Source organism: Mesorhizobium sp. C372A (assembly GCF_030323245.1).
Lineage (GTDB): Bacteria > Pseudomonadota > Alphaproteobacteria > Rhizobiales > Rhizobiaceae > Mesorhizobium.
Genome location: NZ_CP100475.1, coordinates 4,500,040 through 4,521,725 on the forward strand (window position 1 = coordinate 4,500,040; position 21,686 = coordinate 4,521,725).

Sequence of the window (21,686 nt, forward strand, 5' to 3'; positions counted from 1 at the left end):
TATCCCCCGTCATGCCGAGACTACTAGCAGGGCGACTGCCCAGACAAGCAGTATCGCACCGGCCACTCGGGTTGGAAGGCTGGCGGTGGTCTCTTTTTCGATCAAGGTGAACAGGCCGATCAGCGCCATCCAGAACACGTTCATCGCGCCGACGGCAAACATCACCAGCATCAGCGCCCAGCAGCAGCCGAGGCACCACAGGCCCTGCTTCAGCCCTAGCCGGAAGATGCCACCCGGCTCCGCGCTCCAGTTGGAAAACAGTGTCGAGAACGGGTTCCGGCATTTTGTCAGGCAGGCCTGCTTGAGGCTGCTGAACTGGTAAAGGCCGGCAACCAGCAGCGCGGCCGCCGCGGCAAGGCCGCTCACCGGATCGAGCAATCGAGCGGAGGACGCAAATGCGTGGACGAGCAACGTCAGCACCGCGAAGCCGATAGAGGCGACAAGCCATGTCGAGAGGTAGCCGGCAACCAGGACCAGCGGGTGGGCCACCGGCTCGCCCTTGAGGCGGGCGGTGTCGGCGATTTCACAATAGGTACGGATCATCGGCGCCGCCGACGGCAGCATCTTCGCCACGGCCATCAAAAACCACATTACGATCAGCGCCAGAACCGGTGCGCCGCCAGCATCAAGTGGTGCGGGCGTCAGGCACATGCCGAAGAAGCGGTCGAGGACATCCGGCAGCGGCAGTTGCGGCAGATATCGCAGGACCACATCGCCTGGTACGCCGGGGAGCCGGCCTTCGGCGCCGCGGATCGCCATGGCGCCGAGAATGAACCAGGCGAGCAGAATGCCGCCGGCGATGGCGATGTTGACCGTCAGGCGGGGGCTGCGGGCCAGGCTTGCCGTGGCGCGGCCGGCGCGGTCGAGATGGCTGAAATCGTCCTGCTGGCCGGTCATGACAACCGAATGAGCCTAATCGCCGCGTTGATCAAGCCGCATGGTCTGACCTATATCCATGGGTAGACACCTGCATCGCAAACTGGAAGTCCAATTTGGATCATCGCGAGACAGCACGGATACTGGTAGCCGGCAGCGGCCCTGCCGGACTGATCGCGGCGCTCGGTTTCGCCGAGGCGGGCTTTCCGGTAACCCTGGTCGGACCCGAAGCAGGCGGGCCCGATGGCCGGACCACGGCGCTGATGAACCCTGCTCTCAAGGTTCTCGATCGGCTGGGCGTGCTGGCCGAACTTGCGCCGAAGGCCGCGCCGCTGAAGGTCATGCGCATCGTTGATGCGACCAGCCGGCTGATCCGCAGCCCGGTGGTGACTTTTCGCGCCATGGAGATCGGCGAGGAGCAGTTCGGGCTCAACCTGCCCAACAGTGCGCTGAACCCGACGCTGGCCAAGTCCGTCGCGGCGCATCCCGGCATCGAATGGCTGACGTCGACGGTCGAGAGTTGGCGTCTGGACGCCGATCAGGCGCATGCCGTCTTGACTGATGGTCGCGAAGTCTCGGCCGCGCTTGCGGTCGCTGCCGATGGGCGCCTGTCGCCGGCGCGCGAGGCGGCAGGCATAGTGGCTTCGGTGCGATCCTACCGCCAAGCGGCGCTGGTGCTGAATTTTGGCCATCGCAGCGAACACGGCTTCACCTCGACCGAGTTCCACACAGAGACCGGGCCGTTCACCCAGGTGCCGCTGCCCGGCAACCGCTCCAGCCTCGTCTGGGTGGTGAAACCGGAGACGGCCAAGGACCTCGCCGCACTCGATGACGCGACGCTTTCCGAGCGTGTCGAGCAGCAGATGCAGTCGATGCTGGGCCGGGTGTCGGTCGAGCCCGGCCGACAAATTTACCCGCTTTCAGCGGCATCACCGGGGCGCTTCGCGCAAAACCGGGTGGCGCTGGTCGGCGAGGCTGCACATGTGTTCCCGCCGATCGGAGCCCAAGGTCTCAACCTCGGCATCAGGGACATCGAGGATCTGATTGGAATCGCTGGTGAAAATCGCGGTGACCCCGGCGCCGCGAAGGCCCTGGCCGCCTATGATTCCAGGCGCCGTCCCGACATTCTGGCGCGTTCCGGCGCGGTCAATCTGCTCAACATGTCGCTGCTTTCGGACATGCTGCCGGCGCAGATGGCACGCAGCGCCGGCCTCAATGTGCTCGGCAGTTTCGCGCCGCTGCGCGCCTTTTTCATGCGCGAAGGCTTGAGGCCGGGCAGCGGCTTTGCGGCGCTTACCGGCGGTTCAGGGAAACAGGTCCGGCGGTAAGATGCCGTGGCGGATCATGTAGAGCAGCCCGGTCACCGTCAGCACCGAGAGGCAGGTGGTGATCAGCACGCTGGCCGAGGCGCGTTGCACCCAGACGCCATATTGCTGGGCGATGACGAAGACGTTGGTTGCGGTCGGTAATGCCGCCAAAAGCACGGCTGAAAAAACCCAGATTTCGGAAAAGTTCCCGATCCAGCTCAGCACGACGTAGCAGAGCGATGGATGCAGGATCAGCTTCAGCGCCGCGATCGACGCCAACTCATGCGGCACGCGGTTGAGGGGCCGGAGCGCAAGCGTCACGCCCATGGCAAACAGGGCGCAAGGGGCGGCCGCCCGAGACAGATATTCGAGCAGGCGATCGACCGGCTGCGGTGGGTGAAAGCCGAGATAGGCGGCGCCGACGCCAAGCGCGGTCGCGATGATGAACGGGTGCAGGACGATTTTCCTGACTACGCCGAGGATGAGCCGCCACGGCGATGTCTTGTCGTCGCCCGACAGCGCCATCATCATCGGCGCGATGGCGAAATGCATGATATTTTCGAAGCAGAAGATCAGCGCGACGGGAACCGCCGCCTGTTCGCCGAAGGCGAGCAGCGCCAGCCCCGGCCCCATATAGCCGATATTGCCGTAGGCCGCGGCCAGCGCCTTGATCGTCGACTGGGCGATCTCGCCGCGCGACGCCGTCACCGACCATACGAACATGATCGAGAAGATCGTGTAGGTGGAAAATACCGAGCCGAAGATGAAGCGCCATTCGGTCAACTGTTCGAACGGCGTGCGGGCCAGCAATTGGAAGAACAGGGCAGGAAGCGCGACATAGACGATGAAGGTGTTCATCCAGCCAAGCGCTTCCAGCGGCTGCCTGGTCATGCGCGCGACCAGAAAGCCGATGAAAATCAGCCCGAAGAACGGAAGAACAAGACCGACAATGTCAGACATTTTTGCCCTGGCCCGAAACCCCGGGACCGGGCTAGCCCGTAGCTTCATCAGGCGTCAAGCGCTTCGGCATTGAACTGACACGCTATCTGCGCCAAATAAAGCCTGATCCCAGACCTAAGTCGGGCTCGATTTTTGGCCACGGTGTGTGTAAATTCAAAGTCTTAGAGCGCTCTTCGCACATTCGAGGGGACGCCGGGCGCTCTAGAGGCTTAGTGGTGAGTATGATGAAAACGGCCAAATTTTCGATCGGACAGGTGGTTCGTCATCGGCTGTTTCCGTTCCGCGGCATCATTTTCGATGTCGATCCGCAATTCGCCAACACCGACGAATGGTACGAAGCCATCCCGGCCGACGTGCGGCCGCGCAAGGACCAGCCGTTCTACCATCTGCTCGCCGAGAATTCGGAAACCGAATACATCGCCTATGTCTCCGAGCAGAACCTGCTCGAGGATCAATCGGGCGAACCGGTCCGGCATCCACAGATCGGCGAGATGTTCGACAAGCGGCCCGACGGACGCTATGAGCCAAAACGCCAGTCGAGACACTGACATCACCTTGCATCGACGTGACGACAACAAAAAAGCGGGGCATGACCCCGCTTTTTGTCGCTCCGGTATCTGTCCCGGCGATTAGTTGGCGGCTTTGGCCTTGGCCTGCTCGTCCTTGAGCTTCTTGGCGAAGTCCTGGTTGTTCTTGACGACGAAATCCTGAAGTTTTTTCTGCCGGTCCTCGATGTCCGACTGCTGCAGCGGCGCGCCGTCAAAGGCGCCGCTGAAGCCGGTCAAGGCAACCTTGATTGGATTTGGCTGACTCTGGAAGTTGATCGAGGTCAGCGTGATCGCCTGTCCCTTCTTGAAGGAAGCGACGAGCGCGTCGGTCAGCGGCACTTCGGCAACGCAACGGTCGGCGAAGCAAATGACATAATCCAGCTTCGTCGCCTTGCCGGCGTCTATTTGCAGGGCGATGCCGGGGGGCACCAGGCGACCTGGGGGAACCGTGACCTGGAAGACCTTGCGGTTTACCTTGCCCTTCAACTCGATCAGGCTGACGCCGGTGACGAACTGGCCGTTGCCGGCAGTGATGATGTTCTGGACATTGCAGATGTCGACATCTTCCTGCTTGGTGCAGGCCTTGAACCAACCCTGCGGAATCTGTTGCTGTGCCGAAGCGGTGGGAAGTCCGGCGCCCAGAAAGCCGACCACGCCCGCGGCCAGGACCGAAAGGCGGTATGCGTTGCTGTTCAGGCTCGTCATGTCGTGCATTTCCTCTCAAATGATCCCGGGACCGGCTTCTTCGCGCCGTGTGGTCCTGCTACCTGTTGCCGAATTGAGGCAACAGAATGACTTCGGAGCGCGTGTTACACTGCATGAGCAGCCGAATCCAGCCCGCCGCCTGCAATTCTTGGCCTCGCAATTTGGGTCGTGCGATTTGGATTAATGTATCTGGCCGGAGCGCCGCGGCGCCATGTTAGGGTGCACTCCGAATCATCAAGCCGCCCAGTAAGGAGACGGTCATGGGCCGCATTCTTGTTTGGCTGATCGCCGCAATCTCGTTCTTCGCCTTTGCACCCGGCGTGGCGATGTCGGAACCGAAACATGCCATCGCCATGCAGGGCGAGCCGGCGCTGCCAGCCGACTACCAGCATTTCGACTACGTCAATCCCGATGCGCCCAAGGGCGGCAACATCACTTACTGCGTCGTCGGCAGCTTCGACAATCTGAACCCGTTCATCCTGAAGAGCCTGCGCACCACGGCGCGCGGCATGCAGGACCTCATTTTCGGCAATCTCGTCTTCGAGCCGTTGATGATGCGCAACTACGACGAGGCCTTCACCCTCTATGGCCTGCTCGCAGACAGCGCCGATATGGACCTGGAGCGCAAATCGATCGAATTCCACCTTAATCCAAATGCGAAGTGGTCGGACGGTGAGCCGGTGACGCCGGATGACGTGCTGTTCACCTACGATGTCTTCACCGACAAAGGCCGCCCGCCCTACAGGGATCGCATGAGCCTGATCGCCAAGCTCGAAAAGACCGGCGATCACAGCGTGCGCTTCACCTTCAACGACAAGGCCAATCGCGAGACCCCCTTGATCATCGCGCTGACGCCGATCATCCCAAAGCACGCCTTCAACAAGGATACCTTCGACAAGACGACGCTGAAGCCGGTGATCGGCAGCGGTCCCTACACCATCGACAAGGTGCAGCCGGGACAGCGCATCGTCTTCAAGCGCAATCCGAATTACTGGGGCAAGGACATCCCTTCCAAGCGCGGCTTCGACAACTACGACCAGATCACCATCGAGTACTTCCTCAACGCCAATGCCAAGACGGAAGCGTTCAAGAAAGGCATCTGCGCCATTTACGATGAGGGCGATCCGGTCAAGCGCGAGCGCGATATCGATTTTCCCGCCTTTCATCGCGGCGAGGTGATCGCCGAGACCTTCGACACCGGCATACCGCCCGTGGTGACCGGGTTCCTGTTCAACACGCGGCTGGAGAAGTTTTCCAATCCGGAGGTGCGGCGCGCGCTCGGCATGCTCTACGACTTCGAATGGGCCAACAAGAACCTGTTCGGCGGTAAGTACACGCGCACGATGAGCTACTGGCAGAATTCCGAACTTTCCGCGCTCGGCCATCCCGCCAGCGACAGGGAAAAGGCGCTGCTGGCGCCCTACCCCGGCCGCGTGCCGGCCGATGTCATGGACGGCAGCTGGCGCCCGCCGGTGAATGACGGCACCGGCCAGGACCGTAAGGTGCTGAAGGTGGCGTTCGACCTGCTGAAGAGCCAGGGCTACACCGTCAAGGACGGGGTCCTGCTGGACCCAAAGGGAAACCCGTTCGGTTTCGAGATCCTGACGGCCTCGCAGGACGAGGAACGCTTTGCCGCCATCTATCAGCGCTCGCTGGAAAAGATCGGCATCGCGGTGACCATCCGCAGCCTCGAGGCCGACCAGATCCAGTCGCGCAAGCAGCGTTTCGACTTTGAGGTTCTTGTCGGGTCGAGCGGGTTCAGCAACTCGCTGTCTCCCGGTATGGAGCAGAACCTTCGCTGGGGTTCTTCAGAGGCCAAAAGAGAAGGTTCATTCAATCTGGCCGGCGTCGCCGATCCGGCGGTCGACGCGGCGATCGACGCGATGCTGAGAGCACGGACCAAGGAAGACTATGTCGCCGCCGTGCGCGTGCTCGACCGATTGCTGATCTCCGGCAATTACATGGTGCCGATGCAGTACAACGCGCAGCAATGGCTCGCTTATTGGAATTACCTGGACCATCCCAAAAAGACGCCCATATTCGGTTATCAATGGCCGACCTGGTGGCGCAAGCCGAACTGAGCGTGGCCGAGATCGGTCTCGCTGAAACGTTCGGCTGCAGGAGATCAAGATGAGCGATGACAATTCCATTACCGTCGACGTGGTTTCCGACGTCGTCTGCCCCTGGTGCTTCGTCGGCCAGAAGCGGCTGGATAAAGCGATTGCCGCTGCCGGCGACGTTGAGGTTCATGTGCGCTGGCGGCCGTTCCAGCTCGACCCGACCATCCCGCCCGAGGGCAAGGACCGGCGCGAATACATGCTGGCCAAATTCGGCAGCGACGAGCGCATCCGTCAGATGCATGCCCGCATAGAGCCGCTCGGCGAAGCCGAAGGCATCGATTTCGCTTTCGACGCCATCAAGGTGGCCGCCAACACGCTGGACGCGCATCGTGTCATCCGCTGGGCCGGTGCCGCCGGTGAAGCCGTGCAGAACCGGCTCGTGCGCCGGCTGTTCCAGCTGTATTTCGAGGAAGGCGGCAATATTGGCGACCACGCCGTGCTGGTCGATGCCGCCCGCGAGGCAGGCATGGACGCTGCCGTGGTCGAAACGCTGTTGCCGACCGATGCCGACGTCGAGGAGGTGCGCACAGAAATCGCCACGGCATCGCGGATGGGGATCACCGGCGTGCCGTGTTTCCTGCTCGAAGGCAAATACGCCGTCATGGGCGCGCAGGACCCCGACACGCTGACGGATGCCATCCGCCAGGTCGCGGCTGCAAAGGCCAAGGGCGAGCTGGAAAAGGCCGGCTAGAGCCTGTTCCATCCCGATGGAAATCGGGATGGGGCTCTATCTCCTTGTTTGAGCATGATCTCTGGACAAAACGGTTTCCCGTTTGTCCGAGAAAACCGGCAACCACTTTTCGGGATCATGCTCGGGTTATTTCACCGTCACCTTGGCTTTGCTGAGGAAGAATCCGTGGCCGTTGCTGCCCGTGCAGGTCAGTCCCTTGGTTGACGACTGGCAGGTAAACGGCCCTTTGCTCCAGCTGCTTCCGTAAGCCAGCTTCGCCACATCGCTGCAGCAGCCCTGCTCGCCCGGATTCTTGATCAACGTCGCCGGGCCGTTCGGCCCAAGGATCACGGTGACGTAGCTGGGCTCGACGCGCGAACAGCTCAGTTCCGGACCGCCATCCTGTGGTTCGTAGGTGCTGGTGCCGCCCTTCGGCGTGTAGATGCAGCCGATGTTGCCGGACGGAGCATTGAACTCGATTTGCCCTTCGGCGCTTGCCGGAATGGTCTGGCTGACGGCATGCGCAAGAGGCAGCCAGGCAAAGAGCGTCACCATTGCGGGAACGGCTGCGCGTGCAAGCATTGGGGAGCTTCCTTGTTGGGGACCGGACATGCATCGGTGCCGACAGTGCCCGGCAAGGTTCATTCCAGTGCGCTTGATTGTCAAACGGTGTTGAGCTGCAGCTAAAAAGCGTGGGCCAACTCATGAGCAGTCGCCGTGCAGGAGCGACGATCTTGCGTGCCCAACCATGATGGCCGGTGAAATGATTCGGGCGGCCTGGGGCGATCACGGACGGCAATTTTTCGGGCGATCCGGTTAGCGCGCGGTGGGAAAACCGGCCGACGGGCAGGCCTTTTGGTCACAAAGCCGTGTATGAGCCTTCCCTCAGGGAATATATTCGCACATCTGAGCGTTCTCGCAACACATTGAAACAAAGGACAAATTCGGCCCAAAGACGGCGGTCTCGCAGCACCAACTGTTGCCTCATGGCAACGGCGGGTGGGCTGCTTCACATTCGCCGGGATAAAATTCATAGAAAATGATCAATTGGTGTTACTATCCGTAACAAAACTAAAAAGGTTTGGGCGGGATTGTGATTCGGGTCGACAGACCGCGACGTTCAATATCGGCACTTTGGAACCGCGACGCCCCCGCCGGGCCGTCGCCCCTGACGCCAGTATCGTCGATGCGGACCTTCTGGGGACTGATGCGGGCCTACTGGTTCTCGGACCGGTGGAGAGAGGCCTGGGCTCTCACCGTCGTCCTCGCACTCATCATAGCCCTGTCGAGCAAGGCCGACGTCTGGTTTACCGTGTTGGCGGGCGAACTGGCAGCCTCAATCGCTTTTTTCCACGACGCCGCGAATACCACGCCCCTTGAATCAGTGCTTACCAATGCCGGCCTGCTTGTGCTGCTGGTCGTGTTCAAGGACATGGGAATCATAGGCGCCTGCAAATTTGTATCGGCGACATTGCATCGCAAATGGCGCGCCTGGTTGAACGCGCGTTTCAATGCGGCGCTGCTTGATACCAACCATACTCACTACCACGCTCAGAATGGCTCGCCAGATGCGCCAGCGCCCGACAACATCGATCAGCGCGTGCAGGAATCCATCAAAGACATGGCGGGCGGCGCCATCGGGCTTGCCCAAGGTGTCTTCGGCGTCTTCACCTCACTTTATTTTGTCGGCGGCGCTTTGCTGGCGAATTCCGTGGAGGTAAAAGGCCTGGATGCCCTCGGCAGCTATGGCAGCGCCGTCCTCGCTCTGCTGGCGGTTGCCATCTATGTGCCCGTCAATACCTGGATCGCGATCAAACTCGGCGGAATGCTGGAGTGGCTCAATGTCAGGATGCAGAAGGCCGAAGGCACCTATCGCAGCGAGCTGATCACCTTGTTGCGCCGCAGTTTCCATGTGTCGGCGTCGCAAGGCGAAGACGTGCAAAAGACGATACATGGACGGCTCTATCTCGATATCGATACCACCTGGTCGAAGCTCAACATCGTCAACACCCTCTATGCGGGATTCGAATCGGTCTATAATTTCGTCGGGGCCAAAGTTGTCGCCTACGGACCTGGTCTGGTGCCGTTCATCCACAACGGCGTCGACCTCAAGGGCTACATAACCGGTTCCGAGCAGGTCAACGCGCTGATCAGCAAATGTTCCTGGTTCATCCATGTCATGCCGAGTCTCGCCACCTTGCGGGCCAACAGCCAGCGCGTCATTGAATTGGCGCACGCCATTGAAAACGTCCAACAGCCGCAGGAATTCTACAGCCAGACCGGCCGTTCCGATTTCCACTATGCCAGCCAGAACCCGGTCTTCGGCCTGACCATCCAGAAGCTTGAACTGGCGCATCAGGGTGAAGACGCCACGCCGTTCCTGAGCGCAGCCAATCTGCGCTTTCGGCGCGGCGAGTGGGCATTCCTCAAGGGCGAATCCGGCTGCGGCAAGACTTCGCTGATCAAGGCGATCAACGGCTTGTGGCCTTATGGCCGCGGCACCATCGTCTTCCCTGACGGTGTGAGGAGCTTCTATGCCGCACAGGAGGTCAAGCTGCAGCTGGTGTCGCTGAAGCAGCTGGTGTGCCTGCCCGGCTCCGAGGACGACTATGGCGATGCGCAGGTCGCGGCAGCCCTGCACAAGGCCGGCCTTGGCGATTTCATCGAACACATGGCCGATGAAAGCCGCGAGGGAAAGATCTGGGACCAGCTGCTGTCCGGCGGCCAGAAGCAGAAGCTGGTTGTGGCCCGCATCGTGCTGCAGCAACCGGGACTGTTGTTCCTCGACGAAGCGACCGGCGCGCTCGATCCGGATGGCAAGATCGCCTTCCACCAGGCCATCAAGGACAACTGTCCCGATGTCACGGTGATCAGCATCATGCATGAGGCGGTGCCGCCACGTTCGGCCTCGGGCGAGGAATTCTACCATAGCGTGGTCGCGATCGCCGACGGCGTCGCCACCAAGAGGCCGCTTGTTCCGAACCTTCCGCGCGAGCTCACCACCATCCTTACGCAGCCGCGGCCGGTCGAGGACAAATGGATGCGTTTTTCACGCCGGCTGAAGCAGAAATAGCAGCCACGCCGAAGCGCGTTCCGCCACTGGCGGCGGGGCACTCGCTCCCTCCCCCTTCAATAATCATCACAGTCTCGCGATTGGGCCGGCTCCCGGCTGTTTTCCGCCACCCCCGCGATTGACTCGCCAAGATGCGCTCCTATGTTGCGCCCGCTCGCTGAATTCCAACTCGAACCCGCGAGCAGAAAGGTCACCGCGCCATGCCTGGCGACAGTAGTCGAACGCAACCGCCGTCCGCCTCGATGTGACCTCTAACGGCTCACGTCCCGCCGGACGGCAAGGAGTGAGCCATGAACGAATTTACCCCCGTCGTAGCGGGCGACGATGCCGTCGCTATCGCGCGTATCCTTGCCAATGATCACGTCGCCGATGGTGCCGTCGGACTGGTCCGTCGGGCGCACGCTCGACTACATCCGCAAGGTGGAGCGGACGCGGGAGACCGTCTACGCCATCTACATCGTCGATCCAGACACGCATGTGCTGGTGCGCTCGACCGGCCTGCGCCGGCTGATCACCGGCGAGCCGGACGATCCGATCCTGTCGGTGGCGCCGGATCGCGCCCCGGTGACGGTGACGCCGCTGACCGATCGCGAGACACTGGCGCAGACGATCTCCAAATATGACCTGCTCGCGGTTCCCGTCGTCGACCACGGCAAGATCCTCGGCATCGTCACCATCGACGACATCATCGACACCATGATCGAGGAGACGACCGAGGACGCGCATCGTTTCGGCGGCATGGAGGCGCTCGACGAGCCCTACATGAAGATGAGCTTTCTCGCGATGATCAAGAAGCGCGGCGGCTGGCTGTGCGCGCTGTTCATCTCGGAGATGCTGACCGCCAATGCCATGCAAAGCTATGAAGGCGAACTGCAAAAAGCGATCGTGCTCACTCTGTTCATCCCGCTGATCATGAGCTCGGGCGGCAATTCCGGTTCGCAGGCGACCTCGCTCGTCATTCGCGCGCTGGCGCTGCGCGAGATCGGCCTTCGCGACTGGTGGCGGGTGGCGTTGCGCGAATTGCCCACCGGCTTCGTGCTCGGCGCCATGCTTGGCGTGGTCGGCATCTGCCGCATCGCGCTCTGGCAATATATGGGCTTCTACGATTATGGGCCGCATTGGCCGCTGATCGCGGCGACCGTGGGGGCAGCACTCGTCGGCATCGTCACCTTCGGCTCGCTGTCGGGGTCGATGCTGCCGTTCGCGCTGAAACGGATCGGCTTCGATCCGGCGAGCGCCTCGGCGCCGTTCGTCGCCACGCTGGTCGATGTCACCGGCCTCTATTTCTCGGTGGCGCTGGTCATCCTGCGCGGCACTTTGTTGTAATAAGCTTCAGGCCTCCCATCGCGGTGGCAACAGCGGCTGCCATGGGGGGTTCTTCAAGATCGAGCGCGCGGGCGTCAATCGACCCGCACGCCGTTCTTCACGCGGTAGGTGGGCTTGTACATGGTGACCAGTTCCTCCGCTGCCGTCGGGTGGACGGCCATGGTGCGGTCGAAATCATCCTTGGTGACGCCGGCCTTCAGCGGAATGCCGAGCAACTGCGCCATCTCGCCGGCGTCCGGCCCGAGGATGTGCGCGCCGAGCACTTTTCGCGTGGCGCCATCGACCACCAGCTTCGTCAGCATCTTTTCGTCGCGGCCCGACAGCGTGTGCCGCATCGGCCGGAATGTGGCGCGGTAGATTTCGATATCGGAGTAGCGCTTGACGGCATCGTCCTCGGACAGCCCGACGGTGCCGATCTCCGGCTGTGAGAAGACGGCGGTCGGAATGGTGTCGTGGTCGGGCGCGGTCGGATTGCCCTTGAATGCGGTCTCGATGAAGCACATGGCTTCGTGGATCGCCACAGGCGTCAACTGCACGCGGTTGGTGACGTCGCCGATCGCCCAGATGTTGTCGATGTTGGTGCGGGAATACTGGTCGACAACGATGGCGCCGGTTATGCCGAGCTCGATACCGACGCCTTCCAGGCCCATATTCTCGGTGTTTGGGAGGCGGCCGATGGCGAGCATGACCTGGTCGATCGTCAGCACCTTGCCGCCGGTGACCAACGCATCCAGCCTGCCGTCCGGCCGTTTGCGGACCCATTCCGACACGGCGTGGCAGAGGATCTTGATCCCCTTCTTTTCCATGGTTTCGTGCAGCATGTGCCGCAGGTCCATGTCGAAGCGCGACAGTATCTCCTTGCCGCGATAGACCAGCGTGGTGTCGACGCCCAAGCCATGGAAGATATTGGCGAATTCGACGGCGATGTAGCCTCCGCCCTCGATCATGATCGCCTTCGGCAGTTGCTTGAGGTCGAAAACCTCATTGGAAAAGATGCAATGCTCGTGACCGGGCAGCGCCGGGTGCGGCGCCGGCCGGCCGCCGGTGGCGATCAGGATCTGGTCGGCGGTGACGGTGCGGTCATCGCCCAGGAGATGCACGACATGCGGGTCGACCAGCATGGCGCGCGAGTGGAACGTCTCGCCGCCGGCGCCTTTCACGTTCTTTTCGTAGATCGCTTCCAGACGGGCAATCTCGCGGTCCTTGTTGGCGACCAGCGTCGGCCAGTCGAAGCTCGCCTCCGGCACCGTCCAGCCATAGCCGGCGGCGTCGGCAAAATGCTCGGGAAATTGCGAGGCATAGACATAGAGTTTTTTCGGCACGCAGCCACGGATGACGCAGGTGCCGCCATAGCGGTATTCCTCGGCGATGCCGACACGCTTGCCGAGCGCTGCCGCCACGCGCGCCGCCCTCACCCCGCCGGAGCCGCCGCCGATGACGAAGAGATCGTAGTCGTAACCGGCCATGCTGCTGTTCCTTGCCCCAAGAAATGTTTGAGACAGGTAGGCTGCATGAAGCCAAAAGAAAAGCCCGGTTTCCACCGGGCTTTCTGGTCCAGCGGCAAGGATGCCGGTGGCGAAATCAGACGTCTTAGTTCTTCGGCGCTTCCGGCTGGTCACCGTCTGCGGGCGCATCGCCGTCGGCAGGTGCAGCGCCATCGGCGGGGGCAGTTGCGTTATCCGGCGCAGGCGCGGCCGGAGCAGCGGCCTTCGCGGCGGCTGCCAGCGTTTCGCCGACCTGCTGGGCGAGATCGCGCGCCAGGCCGTTCTGCCAGATGTCGGCGGCCTTGACCAGTTCGCGCGTCACGTTGGGGCCGTTGTCGAGCAGCTTCTTGCCGGCATCGGAATTGTAGAAGGCGGCGATGTCGGTGAGATCCTTCTCGGAGAACACCTTGGCATAGGCGAGCGCTGCTTCCTTCTCCAGATCGGCACGGCGCGAGGCCAGCGCCAGTGCCTTTTCGCTGACGGTCTTGCCGATCAGCTCCTGCATATCAGGGTTCTTCTGGATAAGCTGCTGCTCGAGCGAGGCCGCCGCTTGCGGCAGGATGTTGTCGAACGAGTCGGTCGCGTGGATTGCCGTGACCGCCGCCCGTGCTGCCTTCAGATGCGATTCCGTGATCTCCTGCGAGAACGCCGGGGAGGAGAAGGCGAAAACGGCCGAAGCCGCCAGAACGGCGCAAAGATTGCGAACCCGGTTATGCAACATCATGATCGGTAGAACTCCCTGGTTTTCGGGCGGCATGGACGGTTTGGATGCCGTCGCCGCCGGCGATGATGGCCGCTGACGCCAGCCCGATGAAAAGACCATGCTCGACCACACCAGGAATGGCATGGAGAGCATTCGAAAGCGCTCTTGTATCCGGAATGCGGCCAAAAGATGCATCGAGGATAAAATGGCCGCCGTCTGTAACAAAAGGCTGGCCCCCCGTCATCCTCAATGTAACCGGGCCGGAAAGGCCGAGACTTTTGGCCGCTGCCGCGACCGCGATTTCAGTGGCGCGCAGGCCAAATTGGTTGACTTCGATCGGCAACGGAAACTGGCCAAGGGTGTCGACCATCTTCGAGCGATCGGCAATGACGATCATGCGCTGAGATGCCGCCGCGACGATCTTTTCGCGCAGCAGCGCGCCGCCGCCGCCTTTGATCAGCGTCAGCGCCGCGTCGATCTCGTCGGCGCCGTCGACGGTGAGGTCGAGCTCGGGCGTTTCCTCAAGCGTCGACAGCGGCACGCCGAGTTCGCGGCAAAGGGCTGCAGTGCGCTCCGACGTCGACACGCCGATGACGGACAAGCCGGTGGCGATCTTTTCGGCCAGCAGCCGCACGAATTCGTCGGCCGTCGTCCCGGTGCCGATGCCGATGCGCATGCCGTCACTGACATGGGCAAGGGCAGCCCGCGCGGCCTCGACCTTCAACTGCCTCGCATCCATGCTCGCCCCGGGGATTTGGCTTGGTTCTGATTTTTCTGGATGCGCGCTCCTAGCACTTTTGCCCGCAGGGTCAAAGACTTTGGCTCGCACCGGCTTGCCTGAAAGAAGCGCAGCCGCTATCGCCTGCCTGCAATGCATCAGCCACAGGACAGGCCATGACCCAACCGATCATCGTGTTCGACCTCGACGGGACGCTGATCGACACGGCGCCGGACCTGCTCGACAGCCTCAACCACAGCCTTGCCGCCAGCGAGCTTGCCGCTGTCGACGAGGCCGGCTTCCGGCGTTTTGTCGGCCAGGGCGGACGGGTGATGATCGAGCGCGCGCATACCGCGCAGCAGAAATCGCTGGCGGTGGAGGAGCACGACAGGCTGCTGAAGGTGTTCCTCGACCACTACACACTCAACATCCCCGGCAAGTCCCGCCCCTACCCCGGCGTGGTCGAGGCGATCGCCCGCTTCGAGAAGGCCGGCTACCTGCTTGCCATCTGCACCAACAAATATGAGGCGAATTCGAAAGCGCTGATCGAGGCGCTCGGCCTGACAAAGCATTTCGCCGCGATCGCCGGCCAGGACACGTTCGCCTTCCGCAAGCCCGACCCGCGCCATCTCACCGAAACCATCAGGCTCGCCGGCGGTGACCCGCACCATGCGCTGATGGTCGGCGATTCGCAGACCGACATCGACACGGCCAAGGCCGCCGGCATTCCCGTGGTTGCCGTCGATTTCGGCTACACCGACCGCCATGTCAGGGAATTCGAGCCGTCGGCGGTGATTTCGCATTTCGACGCGCTGACGCTCGACCTGGCGGAACGGCTGATTGCAGCTGCGGCCGGCTGAGCGAAACGGGCGATTGCGCGGCAGCGCCTGCCCTCGCCTATTTCAGGCACAGAAGGCGGGCGCATCGCCTTGACTTCACAACCCTGCCTCCCTTATATCGCGGCTCGCTTGGCCTTCGGGCAACGAGCGGGCGATTAGCTCAGCGGGAGAGCACACCCTTCACACGGGTGGGGTCGCAGGTTCAATCCCTGCATCGCCCACCATCCAATCTGCTTGGAATCCCTAGATAATTTACTCAGCCGCCATCGAGTGAGCGCCAGTCATTGGCGCGCAAACCGAAAACCCTCCGGCATGGCGTCATACCGGCCCCACCCGTTCCACCGGTTAGCCGGTCCGGATAGTGGTCCCGCTTGCCCACGCGGGAAGCCCATTTGCTACCGCCGCTACCAGCTTATTGAGCGCCTTAGCGGCACACTTAAGGCACGCCGGATCATCGGCATGTATGTCTCCGCCGTGCCCGGCCGACGATGACCAATCTGGGTGGCGGTATCCCATTCGGTTACTCCGTTTAACCTCATCATCGAGCACAAATGTGCCGTAAGCTTCACGATAGGCCGGAGCCTCTTCGTCTGAATCTTGCGAGAAACCCGGCGCTTGCCTAGGCAAAAACCTTTGACCCTATTAAACCGGTGCCACCGAGAGCGGCGATTGCGCCTAAGCGGTTCGGGTGACCATGTTTAAGAAGAAAACTGTCTTCATTGTTGGTGCTGGCGCCAGCGCAGAAGTTGATTTGCCGATGGGAGATGCGCTTAAGGGGCGCATCGGCAAGGCGCTGGGCTTTACCTTCCCGGACGGGTTCAATCCGAAAGAAGGAAATTTGGCTGTTTATTGGGCTGTCCAAGAGCATATCAAGAAGCTGGAAATACGAGATTCTAACCCTTGGTGGCGCGCTGGCCGAGCCATCAAAGCCGCCATGCCGCAAGCTATTTCGATTGATAACTTCATGCACACCCATTCCCATGACGAACACATCGTCTTCATGGGCAAACTCGGGATTGCCGTCTGCATCCTAGATGCCGAACGGGCTTCTAGCCTTCGCGGCGACAAAGATCGGGATGGCAAATTGAATTACGACTCAATCAAAGAGAGCTGGCATTCAACCTTCGTCAAAATGCTTTTGGAAAATGCCCAGGCGAAGGCCACTGACACGCTTTTCGACAATGTGAGCTTTATCACCTTCAACTACGACCGGTGTATCGAACTCTATTTGGAAAAGGCCTTACAAAACTACCTGCTCATCTCGGAGCAGGAAGCGCAGAAAGCCGTCAACAAGCTGACCGTCATCCATCCCTACGGTCAGGTCGGCAGGCTACCGTGGCAACCAAACGGCCAGGTTAAATTCGGCGCCGAACCACATTCAACCGAGCTTTTAGAGATTGCCAAACAGATTCGAACCTTCACCGAACGCGTGGAAACGAGGAGATGATGGCCAGAATTCACGGCCTCATCGCAGAGGCCGAACAGGTGATTTATCTTGGGTTTTCGTATGGGACCATGAACCTTGAGCTGCTGACTGTTCCAGAGAAGGGAAAAAAGAAGTCGCTTGTCCTTGGCACCAGCATAGGTATCTCAGACGCGAACGCTTTCTCATCTCCGAGGAAATTCAAACTTCGCTCGGACCAGAGGCGGTGACTTTTGGAAAAATCGATCTCCCTCCGACAACCTGCAATGAGCTTTTGCGTAATTATTGGAGGCCAATCGCGCGGTGACCGAAGTCTCTTGGCACGGTTAAGAAAACGGCGAAATGCCGGCGAGATGAAAAGACGGAGGCTGAACGAAGGTTGATTCCCCAGTTGTGGATGCGATTGACGCAGCCTTATCCGGTATGAGTCAGGAGTCGGTGTCGGCGCCCCAAATCGCACGCCAACAAAAGCTAACAGCTGCAGTCCGCCCCTTCCCCACCAAAATTCTTCTGGGCAAAATTCAAGGCGCTTGAGTAGCTCGTATAGCTCTGGAATTGGCAGACATCGGAGCCGTTGCGCACCTTCATCTGCTCGAGATCCCAGAACGAAACCTCGATGTGGTCGTTGGCGCAATAGACCGTGTATTTTTCAGGCTCCAGCGCGCTGGCTTTCTGCAGCGGCATGGAGACGGCAGGAATGGAAAGCGCTGCAAGTGCAAGCATGACGGCGTGGCGTGTGCGCATGGTAAACCCCCGGAGTGAAACCGGCCCGTATTATCGCCGCTATTTTGAAGCGCTGCATCACGGCTTTTTGACGAACCAGATTTTCTTCCGGCAGCCCGTGCTTTCTGCCGCTGCTATATGCTGATCCAGATCTCCAGCGTGTTGGCGCCGATAACGGGGACTGCCTTTATGGTCACCGCTTGGCCGGCAGCGGTAAGGTCGGCGGCCAGCAGTTCGGCGGCGCGGTGGTCGGCGTCGCTGTCGGGATTGTAGCGAACCTCGTTTTTGCCGGCCGCAGCGGCGACCCGTTCTTCACCAGGGCTTGGAATATTCCAGCCCAAGGCCCGCATCTTGGCGGAGAGCGCCTGGGCGTCCTCGCGTGTCATGCCGGCGAACTGGACGTAAACCGTCTGCGGGCTCCGCTGGATATGCAGCCGGTCCTTCAACGTGTTGAGGGCTTCGCGGTCCTGATCGTCGATGATTGCATGCCCATCGACCTCGGACATATGGAGATCCGCGACGGCGCGGCGCGCGGCGGCAAGCACAGGCAGCCAATCCGGGCGGCTCCACAGGTCGGGCGGAACGCTGAGCAAGGTCTCAAGCACGTTGCTGCGCCCGGCAGGCGTCAGTCCGGTCATGTGTCGGAGGCCGGCCATCTCGACGAGAGCCGCCACGACCTTGCGCCGTTCAGGTGCCGGCAGGTCCGGATTGCCGAGGACGGCAATCAATTCACCGCGCAGCGCATCGCTGGCGCCGTCGGCGCTGTCGAGCAGCTTGACGCGGCCCGCCAACGCGTCTGCCGCGGTTCCATCCGGGCCGGGGTTCTTCACTGAATCCGTCCATTCGATGAGCGTGCCGAAATTCAGACTGGTGCGCTTTTCAAGCTCGGCAACCGGGAGCCGGTATCGCTCGGGATCGAATTCGCCTATTGCGTCGGCTGGAATGAAGAACGCGTCGACGACGAATTCGGGCTCCCTCACCTCTCCCATAACGGCAGCCGGGACGGAAGAAACGGCGAGTTTCCAATAGGCGTAAGGGGCCGGCACGCCGCCGATCGGCTGGTCCGCAGGCCGGAAGACCGGACCGCTGAAAATGATCACCCGGTTGGCCAGTGGATTATGTTGCGTGCCCACCCAGCTTTCGAGCCGCGTCCACCTGAGCCGATAGAATTCACGCGCCTGCGGCATCGTGTTCGGCAAGATACGGGTATATTGCGCCAGTTTGAGCGCTGCCGCGGCCGGATCACCTGCGAATTCGGGACCCCACGCAATGTCATTTGCGCTTGCCAAACGCGCCGGCAGCCAGCTTCGATTTTGGCCAAGATACCAGTTGAGATCCGGCTGCACTGAAGTCGGTTGGCGGACATCGTACCGCAATCCGCTGCCGGTGATCTGGAGGCTCACTCTTTGCGAGCGGTCCAGATTGACCGCTGAATAGATGGCCATGCGGTGACTTCGGCCCATGACCAACGAATAGTTGAAGTAGGCCAGCGGCGCCGACAGGCCGACGTCGCTCGCCAAATCGCCGGTTAGCCTGGGAAATCCGATTTTGGCCTGGATAAAATCGATGTTGTATCCCGTAAGGCCGCTGGGCAAGTTGTCGGTAACTTTGCCGAGCAGCGGTTCGAGTGCACTCTGCAGCGGTGCCGGCAACTGGGCGAGAACGACCTCGCCGCTCCTGACCTGATCAGCCAATTCCACAAGCACGGCCTGCCGCAGACTGGGAGTCAGCTCGTCGATGGCCATTTTTTCAAGTTTGAGCTGTGTGATCACCAGCACGGTCGCCGACCGCAGGGTGCCCTGCATGGCTTGCTGCTCGGCGAGCCTTTTGGCGGCGTCATCGACACTCTTCCGCGCGACGTCAAACGCGGCCTCGGCCTGCTCGCGCGCACTTTTTGTCTCTTTAAGGGCCTCGCTAAGGGCTATGTTGAGCGTCGCGAGCCTGTTCGCTGATTCCTCTGCTTGAAGCAGCGCCTTGTCGGCAATCCAGCGCGCATTGAGAGCTTCGTTTCTCTGGGCATAAGCGAAATAGGTCACTGCTGCGAGTATTATCCCAAGCGCGGCGAACACCAAGGTCAGCAGTGTCTTGCGACGATCGCGCGATTTTCTCTCCGTCTCCGCCTTGGCACTCGCCTTGATGAACTCGGCGATGTCGGGGCCCTGCGACAGCTCCGACGCCTCCTTCAGCGCTTCGCCGCGCAGGAGATAGCCGGCATAGCCGGTGTTCTTCCACTGCCGGGCCTGCGCGGCAACGCGGATGCGAAAGCGCTCGATCAGCTCGTCCGAACTCAGTTCGTCGTCGGATGCGAAGCCGTCGCCGGATACGGCACTGTCCTTGGTCACGACGGCAACCGGTTCGGGAACGGCGATGGCAATGTCCCCCGAATCGGTGATTTCACGCGATGCGGATTCGGAGTCGACCGCGACGGCAATTGGCTCGGCTGTTTCGAGGCCGCCACTGCCTGCGAAGGGCGCTAGACGCGCCGGGCTGACATCGGCGGAGGTGATGCCGGGACGCGTGACCAGTTCGGCAGACCAATAGTCGAGTATACGCTGCGCCGCGCGCCGGTCGGATTCCCGTTCGATAGTACTACCCGCGCGCCGCGCCTGGGCGAGGAAGTCGCGGATGGTTTGTGCATCCGGAATCGCGTTGTCGGCATCAGCGTCCGTCGTCTCGGCGCCGGCCTTGTCGCTGCGCTTCATCGAGGGGTCGACGGCTTCATTGCTGCTGGCGATCCGCATCAGTTCGAGATGCGCGACCCGGATGTCGCTCAGCGAGTCGAAATCCGCATCAGCCGAGGTTGCGGTCTGAGCGTCGGTCGCCGGTTCATCGCTCATGGCCCTAGCTCCTCAATGATCCTGTGCAAAGGCGTGCTGACGCGGACGATCGAGGCACATTCGGTTTTGAGCGCCAGATCGACCTGGACGAAGCGCTGCTGGGCCTCATCCCGATAGGCTTCGAAGGCAAGGATGAAGGCGGGGTCGACGGTCTCGCGCGCCAGCTCGTCGTTGACGTCGGTGGAGTAGCCGGCGAGCGTGGTTCGCCATTTTCCGTTCGGGTCGAGATCGGCGAGAACCTGGACCTTCACTTCCAGATTTCGCCACAGCGGCGAAAACTGGAAAGGCAGCGACTTGTCCGCCGCCGCCCCCCCTTCCACCGGTTCGATCAGATCGGTGAGGTTGGCCAGTTTGTTGTCGATGTCCTGCCAGAGCTTGTGCTCGACTACGCGGGCATAGATGGTCGAAGACAGTACCTTGATCGCGTCATGCGCGGCCTTTATCGCAGGCACGGAAGGCTCGCCGGCTGGAAGTTTGCCGGCTATTGTTTCGAGCCCCGCGGCCAGGATGCCGAAAGGCAAGTTCTTTGCGGTGACGAATATCTGCTGGTTCAGCCGCGAGGGTACGACGCGCAGCACGGTGCGCACATCCAGCAAGGCATCGTAGGCGTCGGCCGATGTGTTGGGGATTGCGCCCTGCAGTTTCGCCGCAGCCTGCCCGAGGTCGTCGAGCCATGCCTGCTCGATGTCGCGAAGCGCCGGCCCAGGGGGCAATACAGTGACCTTGTCGCCGGCGGATGCGCAGAAGAGCCTCAACTGGTTGAGGAATTTGCGCAGGACGCGGACTTGATTCAAATCAGCGCCCATGTCTCGCCCGGCGATCATCAGGGTCTGGAAGCTGCCGATGCCATATTGAAAGCTCTGCAGGCCATCATGCAAGTTCTTGTAGGTCGCAAGAACATCGATCTGGCTGGTGACGGCGGTGAGCCCATCGCCGGCGGCGAGTACGGCCTGAATGTCCTTTGGCTGCTGGTTGACGGCATCGAAGCCGGCAACGGCCGTGTTGACGCGGTCATCGGTGGTCAGGCCCGGCAGTTCGGGCGTCGGTTTCTCGCCCGCGGCAAGTTCATCCAGATAGGCTTTGCATATTGCGGCGCATTGCGGATTTTGCTGAACGACAGTGTCTATCAGCGGCTGCGACAGCTTGTTGGTCAAGGCATAGTCGAGGATGTTGAACCAGACTGTGAGCGCCGCGCCCTGGAAGTTGATGGCGCCAGCGACGATCCCAGCGTCCTTGGTTACCTGCAACCAATCGGGAGGCAATGGGTAGAGATCAGCCAGTTGAAGCCTGAGGTCGAAATAGGCGCTGATCTCTGAACTCCCTGGTGTTTGGTGTGTGGCGTTATAAACCGTCACATCCGAAAAAATTTACATG

The 21,686-nt window shown here is 61.3% G+C and carries 19 protein-coding genes, 1 tRNA gene and 1 pseudogene; 11 read left to right on the plus strand and 10 right to left on the minus strand.

The features are described from left to right. Positions 1 to 9 precede the first annotated feature (9 nt). Positions 10 to 897: a DUF2182 domain-containing protein gene (locus NLY42_RS21590; protein WP_023755259.1), complete on the minus strand. Its 888-nt coding sequence runs from the start codon at positions 895 to 897 to the stop codon at positions 10 to 12. A 95-nt stretch (positions 898 to 992) separates the two neighbouring features. On the opposite strand from NLY42_RS21590, the gene NLY42_RS21595 reads away from it, so the two are divergent. After that, a complete protein-coding gene (locus NLY42_RS21595) occupies positions 993 to 2,204 on the plus strand; it encodes a UbiH/UbiF family hydroxylase (RefSeq protein WP_023755260.1) in 1,212 nt (403 codons plus the stop codon). Here the strand turns inward: NLY42_RS21595 and NLY42_RS21600 are convergent. Then, a complete protein-coding gene (locus NLY42_RS21600) occupies positions 2,181 to 3,143 on the minus strand; it encodes an AEC family transporter (protein ID WP_023741221.1) in 963 nt (320 codons plus the stop codon). The two genes, NLY42_RS21595 and NLY42_RS21600, sit on opposite strands and share 24 nt — an antisense overlap. Before the next feature lie 224 nt (positions 3,144 to 3,367). Here NLY42_RS21600 and hspQ point away from each other — a divergent pair, with 224 nt between their 5' ends. Beyond that, positions 3,368 to 3,691 carry a heat shock protein HspQ gene (hspQ, locus tag NLY42_RS21605; protein WP_023668971.1) on the plus strand — a complete coding sequence of 108 codons (324 nt, stop codon included), beginning with the start codon at positions 3,368 to 3,370 and terminating at the stop codon, positions 3,689 to 3,691. An 81-nt stretch (positions 3,692 to 3,772) separates the two neighbouring features. Here hspQ and NLY42_RS21610 read toward each other — a convergent pair whose 3' ends face one another. Further along, entirely contained in the window at positions 3,773 to 4,396 is a 624-nt protein-coding gene (locus NLY42_RS21610; RefSeq protein WP_023668972.1) for an invasion associated locus B family protein, read from the minus strand. A gap of 260 nt (positions 4,397 to 4,656) precedes the next feature. Between NLY42_RS21610 and NLY42_RS21615 the strand changes: the two genes are divergently transcribed. Beyond that, positions 4,657 to 6,477: an extracellular solute-binding protein gene (locus NLY42_RS21615; RefSeq protein WP_023726575.1), complete on the plus strand. Its 1,821-nt coding sequence runs from the start codon at positions 4,657 to 4,659 to the stop codon at positions 6,475 to 6,477. A 49-nt stretch (positions 6,478 to 6,526) separates the two neighbouring features. After that, entirely contained in the window at positions 6,527 to 7,207 is a 681-nt protein-coding gene (locus NLY42_RS21620; protein WP_023755261.1) for a DsbA family oxidoreductase, read from the plus strand. Positions 7,208 to 7,333: 126 nt separating this feature from the next. On the opposite strand, the gene NLY42_RS21625 is transcribed toward NLY42_RS21620, so the two are convergent. Continuing rightward, positions 7,334 to 7,741: a hypothetical protein gene (locus tag NLY42_RS21625; protein WP_196814090.1), complete on the minus strand. Its 408-nt coding sequence runs from the start codon at positions 7,739 to 7,741 to the stop codon at positions 7,334 to 7,336. Positions 7,742 to 8,372: 631 nt separating this feature from the next. Between NLY42_RS21625 and NLY42_RS21630 the strand changes: the two genes are divergently transcribed. Both NLY42_RS21630 and mgtE read left to right on the plus strand, forming a co-directional pair. After that, the gene (locus tag NLY42_RS21630) at positions 8,373 to 10,259 is read left to right on the plus strand and encodes an ABC transporter ATP-binding protein/permease (protein ID WP_023696128.1); all 1,887 of its coding nucleotides are present in this window, start codon (positions 8,373 to 8,375) and stop codon (positions 10,257 to 10,259) included. Between the two features lie 372 nt (positions 10,260 to 10,631). Beyond that, positions 10,632 to 11,585: pseudogene (mgtE, locus tag NLY42_RS21635) on the plus strand (magnesium transporter); the annotation flags it as partial. Between the two features lie 74 nt (positions 11,586 to 11,659). Here mgtE and gor read toward each other — a convergent pair. The 3 genes from gor to rpiA form a co-directional block, all read right to left on the minus strand. Next, positions 11,660 to 13,051, minus strand: coding sequence for a glutathione-disulfide reductase (gene gor / locus NLY42_RS21640; protein ID WP_023691326.1), 1,392 nt, complete (start codon positions 13,049 to 13,051; stop codon positions 11,660 to 11,662). 124 nt (positions 13,052 to 13,175) lie between these two features. Then, positions 13,176 to 13,793: a DUF2059 domain-containing protein gene (locus NLY42_RS21645; protein ID WP_023668979.1), complete on the minus strand. Its 618-nt coding sequence runs from the start codon at positions 13,791 to 13,793 to the stop codon at positions 13,176 to 13,178. Further along, complete coding sequence (gene rpiA / locus NLY42_RS21650; protein ID WP_023755264.1) at positions 13,780 to 14,511, minus strand: ribose-5-phosphate isomerase RpiA; 732 nt, start codon at positions 14,509 to 14,511, stop codon at positions 13,780 to 13,782. The genes NLY42_RS21645 and rpiA overlap by 14 nt, the downstream gene beginning before the upstream one ends. A gap of 155 nt (positions 14,512 to 14,666) precedes the next feature. Here rpiA and NLY42_RS21655 point away from each other — a divergent pair, with 155 nt between their 5' ends. The 4 genes from NLY42_RS21655 (at position 14,667) to NLY42_RS21670 (ending at position 16,982) form a co-directional block, all read left to right on the plus strand. Beyond that, on the plus strand, positions 14,667 to 15,350 hold the full coding sequence (locus NLY42_RS21655) for a phosphoglycolate phosphatase (protein ID WP_023691328.1): 684 nt from the start codon (positions 14,667 to 14,669) through the stop codon (positions 15,348 to 15,350). A 128-nt stretch (positions 15,351 to 15,478) separates the two neighbouring features. After that, positions 15,479 to 15,553 (plus strand) — tRNA-Val (locus NLY42_RS21660). 470 nt (positions 15,554 to 16,023) lie between these two features. After that, complete coding sequence (locus NLY42_RS21665; RefSeq protein WP_023755265.1) at positions 16,024 to 16,776, plus strand: hypothetical protein; 753 nt, start codon at positions 16,024 to 16,026, stop codon at positions 16,774 to 16,776. Continuing rightward, positions 16,773 to 16,982: a hypothetical protein gene (locus NLY42_RS21670; RefSeq protein ID WP_023755266.1), complete on the plus strand. Its 210-nt coding sequence runs from the start codon at positions 16,773 to 16,775 to the stop codon at positions 16,980 to 16,982. The genes NLY42_RS21665 and NLY42_RS21670 overlap by 4 nt, the downstream gene beginning before the upstream one ends. Positions 16,983 to 17,223: 241 nt before the next feature. Here the strand turns inward: NLY42_RS21670 and NLY42_RS21675 are convergent, their stop codons facing one another. From NLY42_RS21675 to NLY42_RS21685, 3 genes are all read right to left on the minus strand, one after another. Next, positions 17,224 to 17,496 carry a hypothetical protein gene (locus tag NLY42_RS21675; RefSeq protein ID WP_023730577.1) on the minus strand — a complete coding sequence of 91 codons (273 nt, stop codon included), beginning with the start codon at positions 17,494 to 17,496 and terminating at the stop codon, positions 17,224 to 17,226. A gap of 113 nt (positions 17,497 to 17,609) precedes the next feature. Continuing rightward, a complete protein-coding gene (locus NLY42_RS21680; protein WP_023755267.1) occupies positions 17,610 to 20,312 on the minus strand; it encodes a DNA/RNA non-specific endonuclease in 2,703 nt (900 codons plus the stop codon). Beyond that, positions 20,309 to 21,106: a hypothetical protein gene (locus tag NLY42_RS21685; RefSeq protein WP_155923873.1), complete on the minus strand. Its 798-nt coding sequence runs from the start codon at positions 21,104 to 21,106 to the stop codon at positions 20,309 to 20,311. Before NLY42_RS21685 ends, NLY42_RS21680 begins: the two co-directional genes overlap by 4 nt. Between NLY42_RS21685 and NLY42_RS21690 the strand changes: the two genes are divergently transcribed. Beyond that, positions 21,098 to 21,628 carry a hypothetical protein gene (locus NLY42_RS21690; protein WP_155923874.1) on the plus strand — a complete coding sequence of 177 codons (531 nt, stop codon included), beginning with the start codon at positions 21,098 to 21,100 and terminating at the stop codon, positions 21,626 to 21,628. The two genes, NLY42_RS21685 and NLY42_RS21690, sit on opposite strands and share 9 nt — an antisense overlap. The last annotated feature ends 58 nt before the right edge of the window (positions 21,629 to 21,686 follow it).

Coding starts and splice junctions, on each gene's coding strand:
- NLY42_RS21590 (WP_023755259.1), bottom strand. CDS start 897: ATGACCGGCCAGCAGGACGATTTCAGCCATCTCGACCGCGCCGGCCGC.
- NLY42_RS21600 (WP_023741221.1), bottom strand. CDS start 3,143: ATGTCTGACATTGTCGGTCTTGTTCTTCCGTTCTTCGGGCTGATTTTC.
- hspQ (WP_023668971.1), top strand. CDS start 3,368: ATGAAAACGGCCAAATTTTCGATCGGACAGGTGGTTCGTCATCGGCTG.
- NLY42_RS21610 (WP_023668972.1), bottom strand. CDS start 4,396: ATGACGAGCCTGAACAGCAACGCATACCGCCTTTCGGTCCTGGCCGCG.
- NLY42_RS21615 (WP_023726575.1), top strand. CDS start 4,657: ATGGGCCGCATTCTTGTTTGGCTGATCGCCGCAATCTCGTTCTTCGCC.
- NLY42_RS21620 (WP_023755261.1), top strand. CDS start 6,527: ATGAGCGATGACAATTCCATTACCGTCGACGTGGTTTCCGACGTCGTC.
- NLY42_RS21625 (WP_196814090.1), bottom strand. CDS start 7,741: ATGGTGACGCTCTTTGCCTGGCTGCCTCTTGCGCATGCCGTCAGCCAG.
- NLY42_RS21630 (WP_023696128.1), top strand. CDS start 8,373: ATGCGGACCTTCTGGGGACTGATGCGGGCCTACTGGTTCTCGGACCGG.
- gor (WP_023691326.1), bottom strand. CDS start 13,051: ATGGCCGGTTACGACTACGATCTCTTCGTCATCGGCGGCGGCTCCGGC.
- NLY42_RS21645 (WP_023668979.1), bottom strand. CDS start 13,793: ATGATGTTGCATAACCGGGTTCGCAATCTTTGCGCCGTTCTGGCGGCT.
- rpiA (WP_023755264.1), bottom strand. CDS start 14,511: ATGGATGCGAGGCAGTTGAAGGTCGAGGCCGCGCGGGCTGCCCTTGCC.
- NLY42_RS21655 (WP_023691328.1), top strand. CDS start 14,667: ATGACCCAACCGATCATCGTGTTCGACCTCGACGGGACGCTGATCGAC.
- NLY42_RS21665 (WP_023755265.1), top strand. CDS start 16,024: ATGTTTAAGAAGAAAACTGTCTTCATTGTTGGTGCTGGCGCCAGCGCA.
- NLY42_RS21670 (WP_023755266.1), top strand. CDS start 16,773: ATGATGGCCAGAATTCACGGCCTCATCGCAGAGGCCGAACAGGTGATT.
- NLY42_RS21675 (WP_023730577.1), bottom strand. CDS start 17,496: ATGCGCACACGCCACGCCGTCATGCTTGCACTTGCAGCGCTTTCCATT.
- NLY42_RS21680 (WP_023755267.1), bottom strand. CDS start 20,312: ATGAGCGATGAACCGGCGACCGACGCTCAGACCGCAACCTCGGCTGAT.